At 57.3% G+C, this 14,065-nt stretch carries 11 protein-coding genes; 2 read left to right on the top strand and 9 right to left on the bottom strand.

Annotated elements, in window-relative coordinates:
• Nucleotides 1-58: 58 nt before the first annotated feature.
• The 8 genes from MYS68_RS09680 to MYS68_RS09645 form a co-directional block, all read right to left on the bottom strand.
• Complete coding sequence (locus MYS68_RS09680; protein ID WP_248925642.1) at nt 59-2,131, bottom strand: hypothetical protein; 2,073 nt, start codon at nt 2,129-2,131, stop codon at nt 59-61.
• 96 nt (nt 2,132-2,227) lie between these two features.
• Nucleotides 2,228-3,115, bottom strand: a complete 888-nt coding sequence (locus MYS68_RS09675; RefSeq protein WP_248925641.1) for an ABC transporter ATP-binding protein — start codon at nt 3,113-3,115, stop codon at nt 2,228-2,230.
• A gap of 2 nt (nt 3,116-3,117) precedes the next feature.
• Nucleotides 3,118-6,024, bottom strand: coding sequence for an ABC transporter permease (locus MYS68_RS09670; protein ID WP_248925640.1), 2,907 nt, complete (start codon nt 6,022-6,024; stop codon nt 3,118-3,120).
• A 30-nt stretch (nt 6,025-6,054) separates the two neighbouring features.
• On the bottom strand, nt 6,055-7,107 hold the full coding sequence (locus MYS68_RS09665) for an efflux RND transporter periplasmic adaptor subunit (protein WP_420852104.1): 1,053 nt from the start codon (nt 7,105-7,107) through the stop codon (nt 6,055-6,057).
• Nucleotides 7,082-7,807 carry an ABC transporter ATP-binding protein gene (locus MYS68_RS09660; RefSeq protein ID WP_248925638.1) on the bottom strand — a complete coding sequence of 242 codons (726 nt, stop codon included), beginning with the start codon at nt 7,805-7,807 and terminating at the stop codon, nt 7,082-7,084. Before MYS68_RS09660 ends, MYS68_RS09665 begins: the two co-directional genes overlap by 26 nt.
• A 556-nt stretch (nt 7,808-8,363) precedes the next feature.
• Entirely contained in the window at nt 8,364-9,587 is a 1,224-nt protein-coding gene (locus MYS68_RS09655) for an RNA polymerase sigma factor (RefSeq protein ID WP_248925637.1), read from the bottom strand.
• Between the two features lie 9 nt (nt 9,588-9,596).
• Nucleotides 9,597-9,950: a YciI family protein gene (locus MYS68_RS09650; RefSeq protein WP_248925636.1), complete on the bottom strand. Its 354-nt coding sequence runs from the start codon at nt 9,948-9,950 to the stop codon at nt 9,597-9,599.
• Between the two features lie 127 nt (nt 9,951-10,077).
• Entirely contained in the window at nt 10,078-11,463 is a 1,386-nt protein-coding gene (locus MYS68_RS09645) for a protoporphyrinogen oxidase (protein WP_248925635.1), read from the bottom strand.
• A gap of 230 nt (nt 11,464-11,693) precedes the next feature.
• On the opposite strand from MYS68_RS09645, the gene MYS68_RS09640 reads away from it, so the two are divergent.
• Both MYS68_RS09640 and MYS68_RS09635 read left to right on the top strand, forming a co-directional pair.
• Nucleotides 11,694-12,275: a hypothetical protein gene (locus tag MYS68_RS09640; protein ID WP_248925634.1), complete on the top strand. Its 582-nt coding sequence runs from the start codon at nt 11,694-11,696 to the stop codon at nt 12,273-12,275.
• On the top strand, nt 12,247-12,453 hold the full coding sequence (locus MYS68_RS09635) for a hypothetical protein (protein ID WP_248925633.1): 207 nt from the start codon (nt 12,247-12,249) through the stop codon (nt 12,451-12,453). Before MYS68_RS09640 ends, MYS68_RS09635 begins: the two co-directional genes overlap by 29 nt.
• Nucleotides 12,454-12,514: 61 nt before the next feature.
• Here the strand turns inward: MYS68_RS09635 and MYS68_RS09630 are convergent, their stop codons facing one another.
• Nucleotides 12,515-14,065, bottom strand: coding sequence for a response regulator (locus tag MYS68_RS09630; protein ID WP_248925632.1), 1,551 nt, complete (start codon nt 14,063-14,065; stop codon nt 12,515-12,517).

Raw genomic sequence — 14,065 nt, 5'->3', positions numbered from 1 at the left:
TTGAAAAGCATAAGGGATGCTTATGCCGATCGATTTCGGCACAAACATCCCCCATCGCTTAGTCCGACAAGCCGAACCAGGTGATCTCCTTGGACGCCAGCAGCTTGCTCTGCCCTTGAAACTCATGGTAAATCGACAGTTTATACGTCTTGAGCGTCTGAATGTTGGCGATCAGATCCTTGTCGGATTTCACCCATTTGTAGCTGTGCTCGCCCAGTTCGAGATAAACGTCGTCGTCGTCAGGCCCTTTTTCAAAATAAAACTTTTGCGTCATTGATATGTTGCCGTTGCTATCCTCAAGCTGAAGCACAAGCTTCTGTCCGTCCGTGCTCGTTTCGTAATACGAATCTTTGCTGAGATCGTACAGGAAATTGATCCGCAGCTGACTGGCGTCCAGCCATGTGCTGATATTCCAAATAGAAACGGTGTACGGGTACAGCTCGACATTCCGTAAATCGGGGCTGACCATGGTGTTTTCAACGGGCAAGTCGAACACGGCGGCATCGAGAAACGCATCCGGCTTATCGTCGAAGCCGGACAAATGGTTGTCGGTGACCGCATCGCCCAGAATCAGCTTCAGCCCGTCGGTGCTCATCTCTTTCGGAAGCTTCGCCCAAAACGAAACGAGCGCTTTCCCTTCCGGATTAAGCTTGGCCTTCACTTCGCGCACCTTGGTCGGAAATATCGCATGCTCCGGCGTTTCCAAATATGCGGCCAGCTTGGGGACCGCCGCGCTGCGCTTATCCGTGTTTTCCACTTCGACCTGCACCTCGTACAGCTTGGAGCCCTTGTCCGTGTAGGTATGAACAGTTCTCGGTGCGTACAGCAAATTTCTGCCGCTGCCGCTGACCGGGCGTTTGCTTCCGTATGTGATGCTTGGCATGCCCTTATACTCGAGTGGAAGCGCAAATTCGCATACATCGACATAGGAGGAGTCGCCGTTTTTCTCCTGGATGAGCAGCTTGGCGCTGCCGTACCGGTAATCGTACGGAATTTTCCCGATCAGCTTGAAAAACGTTTCCTGCCCCGCAGGCAGCCCGACCTGCCGATCGATTTTGACCGCCTTGGCTTCGATTTTCACTCCGTCATCCAGCACGTAATAGGCGCGAAGCTCGGGAATCGGCAGCCCGCTTTCGTCTTTATTCGTAATCGTGAGCTGCGCGGTCAGCAGGTCCTGGTCGTCCCACGGAAGACGCTGCAGCTGATCCGCTTTCAGGCTGTACAGCCCCGACGGGTTCGAATATTCGTAATCTTGGCCGAGCGACACCGGCGTATCGGACGTATCCGGAATCCGGAAAAAAGCGACGGGCGCGGTGACTTTACCATCGCCATTGCCTGGGAAGGTCTGCGTAACGACCAGCTCCGCGCCGAAAAATTCGGTTGCGGCTGGAACGCCGGAAGATTTAAGCTGCAGCTCTTTCGTCACCCTCGGTGGAAGCGACAGCTTTTCCCCACCCGCCGTGTCCAGCGGAAACATGACGCCGTCCGCCGTTCTCAGCGCATATTGGTAGTCCGGCAGCGGCACGCTCGCCTCGCCTTCGTTGACAAGCCTGAGCGTAAATTGCGGGAAATAATATTTCTCGTTCTTCTTGAGAAGCATCCGCGAAACGGTACCTCGAACCGGTACGGTACCGACCTCCATCACTCTGGATGAGCCGCCCGGGCGCAAGTAGGAAAGGTCGTCCGTGCGGAAGCGGATATCACCGACCGGCCGCTCGAGAGTCTCCAGCGTGTAATCCCACTTCGTTACGCGCAGCGCGATATCCTGCAGTGCCGCGGCATCGCCCACCACTGCATAAAATGAGAAATCCATCCGTCCCCCGGCGGGAATTTCGTTTTTGCTTTTGTCCTGTGGCAGAAGCTCGGCCGTAAATTGCATACCGGACGAACTGCTGTACGGCCGGACCCAGTAGTCCGCAAAAGCGATCTCACGATCGCTGCCGTTGACCGCCGTTATCGTGAAAAACAGCGTTTTGCCGCCGTCAGCCGGCAGAATGGCAGCCCTTTTCAACTCGATGTAGCTGCCCTCCCCTATCGAAACGACGGGCAGCGCGAGCGTTTCTTCGATATCCGCCTTCATATAATGCTCGCCTTCCGCCATGGCCGTCGCTGTCTGGCCGAATGCGATCATCCCGGCTATCGCCGCGGAAAGAAGCAACCGTGAAGAATTATGACGATGCCAAGAAGATTTATATCGATGCAAAACGTCTTCCCTCACTTTCCCGCGCTATTGTTTCTCCTCCGGAGGAAGCAGCACGATTTTGCCGTCCTCCAGATGAACCTTGATTTTGTTGGTGTTTTTCACGCCGATCGTTTCGAGATAGCCGGACGGAATTTGCAGCCGCCCCGCCTTGTCAAGCACCGCATATTCTACATGCGACTCCTCTGCAGACGCCGCCCCTTCCTGCTCTAGCTCCGCCAGCTCCTCCGAATACGATTTGCGGCGGATGATTTCCGACGATGTCTTTCCGTCGCGAATGGCGACGACGCGGTCGACTTTCTTGGCCAGCAGCGGGTCGTGGGTGACGATGACGACCGTCAGCCCGAGCTGGCGGTTGAGCTGGCGAAACAAATCGAGAATTTGGTTCGCCATCTTCGTATCGACCGAGCCGGTCGGCTCGTCGGCGAGAAGCAGCTTCGGGCTGTTCGCCAGCGCAATTGCGATCGCGACGCGCTGCTGCTCGCCTCCGGACAGCTGATTGAGCCGGTTTTTCGTACGGTGGCCGAGGCCGACCGCATCGAGCAGCTCGAGCGCCCGCTCGCGTTTGCGGCGGCCCTGCAGCAGAATCGGCAGCTCGACATTTTCAAGTGCGGTCAAATAAGGGATCAGGTTGCGGGCGTTATTTTGCCAGACGAAACCGACGGTTTCCCGCTTGTATTTGACAAGGTCTTTTTCGGTGAATTTCAGCATATCTTTGCCGTCCACTACCAAGTTGCCGGCCGAAGGCCGGTCGAGTCCGCCGAGCATGTTGAGCAGCGTCGATTTGCCGCTGCCGCTGTTGCCGATGATCGCCATCAGTTCGCCCGTCTCGACATGGAGATCGAGCCCCTGCAAAGCAACGACTTCCAGATCGGCGACCTTGTAAATTTTCACCAGATTATCGCATTGAATCATCGTTAATCCTCCCCTAGCTTGACGGCCTGGTGGATTTTAATGCGCGACAGCATATAACCGAGAATGAACAGGCCTATCGTAATCATGAGCGTTACGATCGCGTACAGCTGCAGCTGGTCGCGCGGATCGAATGTGACGAGAAAGGGCGGCACCTGCGTGGCGGCGTTGAACGAAAGCTGGAACATCGGCACGAACAGCCGGCTTGCCAAGCTCCCGGTGAGCACGCCGATGCCGACCGCGGCGCCGGACGTCAGCAGCTGCTCGCCGACCAGCATGCCGATCAGCTGCATAAACGAGACGCCCATCGCGCGCAAAATGCCGAACTGCAGGATGCGCCCCGACAGGGAAAGCACCCAATACAGCAGAAATCCGAAAAAGCTGATGATGATCGAGATGATAAAACCGAGCGTCATGACGCCGTTGATGGCGAGCTGGAACGGATCGTTTTTTTGCTTGATCAGCTCCTGCTTCGCGTCGCTGAGGCTCGTCACCGGAATGTTTCGTTCCTCCAGCGCCTTGTACAGCTCCTGGCTGGACGCCTCCGGCTTCAGCTTCAGCCATACGTTATATGGCTCGAGCGCCATGTTGTTCTGGATGTAAGACAGATGGCCGACGACGAGCATCGGCAGCACAACTTTTTTGTTTTTGCTGTTCGCGGCAGACGAGCCGGATGCCGCCCCGAACCCCGACTGCGGATTCGGGTTCCAGGAAGGCCAATAATCGATGATGCCGAACACCTTGAATTGAGTGCTTTCCACTCCCTGCCAGCTTGCATACAACCGGTCGCCTTCTTTAATTTTGAATTGCTCGGCCACCGATCGGGAAATGAGCACGGCCGCCGGATCGCTGGCAATCAGATTCAAATAATCGTAGAAATGATGATCGAGCAGTCCATCGCGCAGCCAGGCCACCTGACCGAAATCGTCGGTGTCGATGCCCATGAGCAGCACGTTCGCCCGCTCTTTGCCTACGGTGACGGAAACGTCCTTTTTGCTGAACACTTTCGCCGCATGCTCAACACCCGGCAACTGCGTAAGCGGCAAAAACGGCGGCTCGGAAAACTGCACCTTCGTATTGCCGGACAGCGTCAGCGGGACGGCCGGAACGGCGTTCTCCCCTTCGCTGTCTCCGCCGCCTTCGTTCATTCCCGGAGGAGGCGCATCGTCCTCCCACTTGATCTGCAGCGCAACGTCGGCGCCGATGCCGTATTGGATTTTTTCCGCCGCATTTTTGTTGATCGTGCGGGCCGCGCTTGCACTAAACAGCCCGGTCGCCAGCGTGATCGCGAGAAACACCATGATGAACTGGTACTGCGCCGCCTGCCGGCCCACCTGAATCAGAGTGGAATAGAGCGAAGGCGGCCACCATTTGCGGCCGAGCCAATAAACGAACCGGATAAACCACGGATACACGCGCAAAATGAACAGCGCCGAACCGAGGATAAACAAAGCGGGCACGAGAAACAGCAGCGGGTCCATCTTCAGATCGTTCGAGTCGAGTCCGAGCGACACCATATCGGCCATTCTGCGGCGGAACGATTGCAGCCCGTACAAGGATACTCCGAGCAGAGCGATATCGATGAAAAATTTATGCACAAACGAGCTTTTTTGCTGCCGGGCCATCTGCTGCTTATGGCCGACGATCGTGGCGCGCGTTGCTAGAAACGCCGGTATCAGCGTCATCACCAGCGAGCAAGCGACCGCCACCGCCCCGTACTCGTAGGCCTCCCGGTTCATCCGCACATCCAGCGCCGCCCGCTGCACGAATTCCAGAAACCCGTTCGACGCGCCGAGCACCCGGGTAAGCTGCAGCCCGACAAACGGTCCTGCGGCAAAGGCGATCGCCCCCAGAAACACCCCTTCCGCCAAATAGCCGAGCAGCACTTGCGTACGGCTGGCGCCTCGGCTGCGCAATACGGCGATTTCGGTCTTCTGCCGGTCCGTGATCAGGTTGGCCACCATGAACAGGTAAAAAGCCAGCATGATCATCACCGGCACGTTAAGCGACCACAGCATCATCCGCAGCTTCTCTTCCTTCTCGAAGTACGTGCTCAGCGTCGGCATCGCCTGCGCTTTGATGTTGTAATTAGGGTAATTCTCCGCCAGGTGGTTCTCCACCCATTGGTGAGCGGTCAAATACCGGTTGATATGAGGGAGCCGCATTTTGGTGTAATCGAGCGCAGTGAGCCAATAACTCGAGCGCACGTTCAGCTTCCGTTCGTGGGTAAAATCTTTTTCGAACAGCTCGAACGGGACGAGCATGCTTCCGCTGTAACTGCTCAGCTTGTTGTACCAGAACACGTCGTCGTACGTTTTTTGATCAATGACGCCTACCGGCCTCACACGAATCATCTCTTGGCCGGCATCATCCCGCAGAATAAACTCGTTGCCGAGCACCATCTTCATATTCGTCAGGGCGCTTTCGACCACCGCCGTTTCGTAAACCCCATTGACCGGCTGCGCGGAAGGCAGTCTGCCATCGACGATCCGCACGTGCTGTTCCAACCCTTTGATCCCCGTCATGTCGGTAATGCGCTGCTTGCTGCCGTCGATCCGCTCGGCATCGACCGGCTCCATCTTGTATTTGTCGGTGGACCGTTCAATCACAAATTCCTTCACGGGCAAATCGAAAATTTGGTGCGCCTGCGAAACCATAAAATCGTCCGTCTTGTGCAGCACGGCTTCGATCCGATCGGATGGAATATCTCCGGTGAGATAGATGGACATCCAGTAATCCCCGGAGTACTGCTGCGTATTGACCTGCAGAAGGTCCAGATCCTTGACGAGCAGCCGCTGCAAAATCGCCGCCGTATAAATCGGCATGCTGCTGGCGAGGCCGACGGAAATAATCAGGCCGGCCAAAAGGCTCAGCTCGAGCCATTTGTTTTTCACCATCTTGCGTAAAATCATTACGAACAGGGCCACCGGAATGTTGTCACCTCAATTGTTTAAAATCACCTTCTGCCCTTCCTTCAAGCCTTTGCGGATCTCCACCTCGGTCGAGGAAACGATCCCTTTCTCCACGTCGATTTCCTTGCGGCTCTCCCCTTCCAGCACCTGAACGTAGTCCCTGCCCAAATAGGAGCGCAGGCCGACTCTCGGGATGACGAGCACGTCGTCGCGCTTTTCCGTCACGATTGAAATATCGGCATTGCCGCCGATTTCCACGTCAGCCGGCGGGTTATCGACGACGATGACGACCGACTTGGCATTTTTGTCGGCAATCGCCTTGACGTCGCTCTGAGGCGCGGTGGCGGGAATTTGCACCACTTTGCCGGTGAACGGATTTCCCTTGATTTTCACGTCCGCCGCCATGCCGACCTGAATGCCCGTCAAATCGTTCGTATTGGCGAATTCGTAAACCAGTTTAAGCGACTTCGGATCGGAAATCGTAATGATCGGGCGAAACGCGACGACCGGGTCTCCCGGCTTCAGATTCGTATCGATGAAAGTCACTATGCCTTCGATATTTGAGACCAGCTGCGTCTTGGCGAGCTGGTTTTGCAGCATCTCGAGCTGCACCTGCTCCTTCTGGATGTCAAGTATTTTAAGGCGCATCGTCTGCACGTCTCCCCGCTTCTCTTCCTTGGCCTGCTCCAGGGCGATTTTCGCTTTCTCCACGACGATCTGCTGCTGCTTGATTTTGTTTTCGATATCGCCTTTATCAAGCTGTGCGACGACGTCCCCCGCCTTAACGACGGTGCCCATCTGCACGTCGATGGATGCGAGCCGCCCTCCGGATTCGGTAAAATTCAAATACTGCATCTTGTCCGACGCAAACGTGGCGACACCGCTCACCTGCTTGGCGATGCTGCCGCGCTTCACTTCATAGACTTCGAAGTTTTCTTTGACCGGCTTCACGAGCGGCGGCTTCAGCGCCTCTTCCTCCTTGGGCAAAAGCGAGCAGCCTGCGAGCGCCGCCGCCAGCATTCCCGCGCAAGCCACCCGGACGAAGCGAAGCGGCCGCCTATCCTTCGTCCACAATGTGTCCATCCTCCAATGCGTATACATGATCGACAATTTCCATGATTGCGGGGTCATGCGTCGTTAAAATGATCGTCATGCCCTCCTGCTCGACCAAATCTTTAAACACCTTCATCACCTGCAGCCCCATCTTGCTGTCGAGCTCCGCCGTCGGCTCGTCCGCCAGCAGAAGCGACGGCCTGTGCGCGATCGCTCTGGCGATGGCGACGCGCTGCTGCTCGCCTCCGGACATTTCGAAGGGGCGATGCTTCATGCGCGCCTTCAGTCCGACGAAATCGAGCGCTCTTTCCGCGTACTCCTTGTAACGGCCGGTCGGTACGCCGGCGATGCGCAGGCCGAATTCGACGTTTTCGTACGCCGACATCAGCGGCACGAGCGCGAACGATTGAAAAATCAGGCCGATCTGCGTTCGTCTCAGCTCGCCGCGTTTTCTTTCGGACAACCCCGATATTTCCTGCCCTTTAAAATAAACCGCCCCTTCCGTCGGACGGTCGAGTGCGCCCAAAATATTCAGCAGCGTCGTCTTTCCGGAGCCGGACCGTCCGCGCAGCGCGACGAGCCGCCCGGGCGGTATCGACAGATTGGCGCCCTTCAGCGCATGAACGGCGCTGTTTCCCCGGCCGAATGTACGGGCTACGCCGACGGCCTGAATCATCGGCTCTGTGGACGGTACGGCATGAGCCATTTTCGTAGTGGCGGAATGCTCCATCTTGCGGGTCCCCCTAACGTTTATTGCGTCTAATGCGTGCAGAAAAAGCCGGCAAATCATAACCAATGTAACCCTTTTCAAAATAAATGAACAGGCGTTATTTGTTAGAAAATGGTGTGAGTTTGTTAGGTGCTTCTGCCCCCCTAAGTCCCCCCACCGGGGGGACCCCAGGCGCTCGGGCGCCCTGGACCCGCCCGCAGTGCGGGAGTGCTCGCTTCTAGTTCGCGTTTGCCGGGCATGGATTTGGGGCCGCTCGCCCAAATCCTATGCCCGGCACGCTTTACTTTGGGAGCGATGATGCGTGGAGCTTATGCGTGTCTCGGGCTCGCTTCGTTTTGGCGCATTACCAGGTAGCGTAAGATGAATGGTTTTGCGGCGAAATAGCGGCGCCCGTGTCCGCTGCATTTCGCATACTGCCCTTCTTGGCGCAAATAAGGTCCGTGGTGTCCGTTTCGTCGTTCGCCGGAGAAGGGCACGCACCCGGGCAAACAAAAAAAAGCGAAACCCTTTACGTAGAAAAGGTTTCGCTTCGGGAATATTGCCGGGGACTTAGAGATCATTGCTGACCTGCCTGCCGCTGCAAAAAATCGCGAACGGACGGGTCCGTGCACAGCCCGATGGCGCGGCTGTATGCGGCGTGGGCGTCCTCGTCCCGACGCAATCGCTTGAATAAATGGGCGGCAAGCGCCCAGTACGGCTGATAGCTTGCGATCGTCTCGGCCGGAATCGCCTCAAGCAGCGCAAGCCCGCTTTCGGCGCCGCGCGCCTCGGCCACGGCGGCGGCACGGCCTATGTGCGTGCTGATCGTAGGTGCGATGCGCACGAGCCCTTCGTACAGGAGGGCGATCTCCTCCCACTCGGTGCGGCCGGTGTATGCCCGCTGCGCATGCACCGACTGAATCGCCGCTTCGAGCTGGAACCGCCCGATTCGGCCCGCTTGAGCGGCACAGCTCAGGATGCGCTCCGCCTCCCCGATCAGTACGCGCGACCAAAGCGCGGTGTCCTGCTCCGAGAGCGGCACATAGCTTCCAGCCGCATTGCGGCGTGCTTCGAGGCGGGCCTCGCAATGAAGCATCAATGCGAGAAGTCCCAGCGCCTCCGGCTCGTCCGGCATAAAACGCACAAGCAATCTTCCCAAATAGACCGCTTCCCCGGTCAATCCTTTCCGCCGCGGATCCGCTCCGGCCGCATCGTCCCACCCGCTGCCGTAAGCGGCATAAACCGCTTCCAGCACGGCGCCAAGGCGTTGTGGCAATTCGCTTTCGTCGGGAAACTCAAACCGGATGCGCTCCTCGCGGATTTTCGCCTTCGCGCGGCTGAGACGCTGCCCCATCGTCGACGGCTTGACAATAAAAGCCGACGCGATGCGCGCGGCATCAATGCCCAGCACGGTCTGAAGCATCAGCGGCGTGTGCATGGACGGATCGATATCGGGGTGAGCGCACATGAACATCATTCGCAGACGCTCATCGGGAAAATCTTCGTCCGATCGGGACCAGCGCCGCGCTTCCTCCGCCATCGCGAGCAGAGCCGGTTCCGCCTTGGCTTGCACCCGTGCGCGGCGTGCTCCGTCGATCAGCTTGCGCCGGGCCGCCGTAAGCAGCCATGCCTCCGGCTTGTCCGGCACTCCCGTGCGCGGCCATGTTTCCAGCGCGGCGACGAAGGCGCCTGAAAGCGCATCTTCCACCGTTGCGATATCATGCCAGCGTGCGGCCAAATACGCGACGAGTCGCCCGTAGGAATCGCGGGCCGCCTGTTCCACCGCATGATGAACGTTCATGGCGGCCGATCATTTCATCGGCGGCAAATTCCGCCGTACTTCCACCGCGTTGTTGGGGCAGCGGGCCGCCCATTCCAGCGCAGCGTCAAGGTCGGGTACATCGATGACGAAGAAGCCGCCGAGCTGCTCTTTCGTCTCCGTAACAGGCCCGTCCTGGACGCGCATTTCACCGCCGTGCCGCCTTAAGGAAGCGGCTGTGCTTGGAGCATCGAGACCGGCTCCGCTCACAACAATGCCGGATTCGCGCAGCGCTTTTACATAATGGGACCAGCCGGCCAAATATTCCTGCTGCCGCTCCGGATCGGAACGACGTGCAAAATCCTCCGGCGTTTCGTAAAACAAAATCGTGTAGTGCATATTCATATTCCCCTCTCCATAATTTCGGGCGGCCTTTTGGCCTGCTCAATAACATGACGAACGGACGACTTCGATTTCGACATCTTCATCCAAAATTTTTTTGGAGATAGGGGAATCGGCACATCGTTCTCGCTTACACAAGCTCTGCAATACGCCGGGCGGTTTTCTCGCCGCTGAGGATACAATCGGCAATACCTACCCCGTAATAGGAGCTGCCGGCCAAAATCACGTTCGGATAACGTTCGGCCAGCTTGCTTTCAAGCGATTTTACGATCTGCGGGTGCTTCAGATGGTAATTCGGCATCATCTCGTTCCACTCGGTAACGGCAAAAGAAACCGGCGTGCCGGTGATCCCGAGACTGTCTTCAATATCTTTGCGCGCGACCTGCACCAGCTCTTCTTCGGTCATGTTCCGGAGGCTCTCGAAGTCGCGGCAAGTACTTTTGTAAAAAAGCCGGACCAAAAGACGCCCATGCTCCGAGGTATGCTCCCATTTGCGGCTGGTCCAGGTGCAGGCATTGCACCTCAGATCGCTGCCCTCCACGGCAATAAATCCGGTCCCGTCCTTCGGCAGTTCGCTGTCGGGAACGTCGAAGCCGAGGTATACACTGATCAGCGAGCTGTTCTTTAGAAGACGGAAATCCTCGTCCAACGTTTCATCGCGCAGAATACGCTGGGCGACCTGATGCGTCGTGCTGACCACGACGAAGTCCGCTTCGAGCTCCTCCTTCCCGGAAAAAGCGACGACGTACCGCTCTCCCCGCCTGCCGATGGTTTCCGCCCGTACGCCTTTACGAATTTCGACATCGGTTAACCGTTCCTCCAACCTGTCGATCAGAGAGGACACACCGTTTTTGAACGACAAAAACTTCCTGTCCCCTGTCCCCAAAAACCGCTGCCTGTTGGCCGCCAAGCCCTGGATGATGCTCCCATACTCGTTTTTATAATCAAGCAGATAAGGCAGTGTCGAAGCGATCGTCAATTCGTGCAGCCGGCCGGAATAAACGCCGGACAGTACCGGAGCGATCTGTTTTTCGACCAGTTCTTCGCCAAGAAAAAACTCGAGGAAAGCGCCGATGGAATCTTCCTTAGTAAACGATTCGTTAGGCGTATAAAAATCTTTGAGGGCGTCAACCTTGCCTTGCGCCGAAACAAGCCCCGTCTTGGCCAGCGATTCCAGGCTGAGCGGAATGCCGAATACCGCCTCCTTCGGGATCGGCTTCAATTCACCATCCGCATAAATATACGAGATCCCGGTTGCGTTATAAACAACCTCCTCCCGAAGTCCCAGCTCATCCAAAAGAGGAGCTACATTCGTTTTCCTCGCGACGAGCGAATCCGCTCCCGTTTCCATAATAAATTCGCCTTGATGTACGGTTTTGATTTTTCCGCCCAACGTCTCGTCTGCTTCGACCAGCACGATCTCCGCGTCCCGGCGACCGGCTTGCAGCGCTTTTTGAAGGTAGTAGGCGGCAGATAACCCGGTCACTCCGCCGCCGATAATTAGGATCGTTTTCAAATGCACTCCCACCTGTCCTGCCTTATTTTTATAGTGAAAGAAAGCTGATCGGCATCATTGCCCCGTTCCATTATCCTTCAAATTATACCGAAGCTCGCCCGTAAATGCACGAAGCGGTTAATGCGCCTGGGTTCGGAAATTAAGAAATCGATAAGAATTCGCATGACCTTTAAGAAAGATTTAACGGTTACGGTATAGTCAATCTTAATAGAAAGCACGGTGAACGTACAATGATGTTTCGCACTTTCGGAAAAACGGAACAAAACTTTACTTCCGTTATCTCCGCCCAAGGATTTCCCGGACGCTGGGCGGGAGGAATCGCGCTCATTCTGGGCCCGGTGCTGCTGCTTGCGGGAACCGTGCTGAAGTTCCCGTTTCATTTCTTTTTTCCCGCACAGCTGGCGGCGTATGAAGATCATCCTGCTCTGCTGACTGCTGCGTACAGTACGTTTAATGCCGGCAATGTGCTTCTTTGGCCGGCCGTTCTCGCATTGGCCGGTTTGATCGGCGCGAGGAAGCCCGGCTGGGCGTTATGGGGCGGCATCTTCGCGATATTCGGGCTGTTTGCGAGGGCATTTCACGCCGGTGTCGATCACCTCGCCTTTCAACTCGTCCGCACCGGATCTGTCGAAATGGCGACAAAAACCGTTGCCGAATCCTATGGCGCGTTCCACATCTTCAGTATGTTCAACCTGGCCATCATGCTCGGATGGGTCGTGCTTGCCGTCGGAGCGTACCGCTCCGGTACGCTCGGTCCGCTCCCGTTCCGCCGCGTTAGCGCTGATGGCCGCTCTTCCGTTAGGCGTGCTTAAAGGCACAACGCCTCTTTCGCTCGTCGCCACGGCCGGATTGTGCACGGCGCTCGTTCCTCTCGGCTTCAGGCTTCTGCTGAAAGCAGGCTCTTTACCCCGTTTGCACACAGCCTTGGGCTGGACATTCGCCGTCGCCGCCATCGGCATCATTTTCTTCTTATTCGGTCAAGCAGGATAAGCCGGCCGCAGCGGGTAGGTAGGTCGGCAGGTCACCCGCACTCCGCAGTCCGGCAGCCCGCTTACCTCGCTTCGTATTCTTTGGGCGAGCAGCCGACGACCTTTTTAAACGTCTTGGCGAACGTTTTCGCATCCTGGAAGCCGACCGCTTCGGCAACTTCGTACACTTTTTTCTCGCCGGTGCCGAGCAGCCGCTTTGCTTCTTCGATGCGAATGCGCGTAAGCGCCTCGCTGAGCGACTCGCCCGTTTCCTTGCCGAACAAGTCGCTCAAATAGCTGCGGCTTAACCTCACGTACTGGGCGATATCGGCGGTTCCGATATTTTCGCGGAAATGATCGCGCATGTACTGAAGCGCTTTGCGCACGAACGGGTGCTTCGCAGCGTCCGGTGCATAACCGTCCGTCCCGGCTCCGGCGAGTGCCAGTGCCGCTTCCGATAGAAAGCGACGCAGCCCTGCGAGCGACATAATCGAACGGAGCTTTCCTCCGTTCAAATAAGCCGCCTCGAAATCATCCAAACGGATTGAACCGCGTTCTCTGGCGTATTCGGCAGCCAGGCCGAGCAGCTCATGGACAAAAGCGTGCGTTTTACCGACCGGCGGCCTGAGCTCGGCCAGCGTATCGCAAAGCCGCTGCGCGGCATGCAGCGCGGCTTCCGCATTGCCGCTGGCCACGGCCCGCAGCAGATCTACCTTCTCCTCCTGCGGCAGACGAATCGAATGGGCGACAGCAGTCGTGTCCGGCAAAGGTATGATCCGGGACGAAGCGCCCTCGTAAAATGACCGGTTTACCTGGCTTTCAAGCAGCCGGGCAGCCGCGGCGACATCTGGCAGCGATCGGACTTTCATACCGATACCGATGACGAAGGCACTTTCCTCCAAGCCGATTTCACGGATGATATACCGCTCCAACCATGCGGCCCGCTCGTAACACATGACGTTCCATTCGTGCTGCGAAACGAGCGGCTCCGCCGCATACAGCAGCAGCACGGACTGTTCTCCGCAGCGAACGGCGGCATGGACGCCCAGGTCGGACCAATCCGTATACGCGGGCTGGCCCTCTGCGGCATGCACGCCCATGCTGTGCAGCCATTTTCCCGGCGGCAGCAGCTGCTCGGCCAGTTCTTCATCGGGCAGGCCGGAAATCAGCCACTTTTCCAGCTTCAGGCCGAGCTGCGCCTGCTTCGACTGCTGCAGCTCCTCGCGCCAGCGCGCCACCTGGGCCTGCTCCTGCCTTTGCCTTGCAAGCGCCTCCTTCGCCTCCAGCAAAATAGCAAGCAGCTCCTCGGGTTCCATCGTCGGCTTGAGGATGTAATCCCGTGCGCCAAGCTTCATCGCTTCCTTCACATATACGAAATCGTCCAGGCAGCTGAGCACGACGACCGCCACGTCCGTCGACGACTCCTTCAGCTTGCGAACCAGTTCGAGCCCATCCATCCGCGGCATCAAGATATCGGTGACTACGATATCCACCGCTTCCGTTTCAATGCGCTTCCACGCCTCGACGCCGTCGGCCGCCGTTCCGGCAAGCGCAAATCCGTGGCGCTCCCACTCGATCAGCGTGGACAAACCGAGCCGCACGATCGGCTCGTCATCTACGATCAGTACGTTCAC

The sequence above is a fragment of the Paenibacillus hamazuiensis genome (assembly GCF_023276405.1).
In the GTDB taxonomy this organism is placed as follows: Bacteria; Bacillota; Bacilli; order Paenibacillales; family NBRC-103111; genus Paenibacillus_AF; species Paenibacillus_AF hamazuiensis.
The sequence above is the reverse complement of the archived record's forward strand: the minus strand, read 5'-3'. Positions and strand labels throughout refer to the sequence as shown.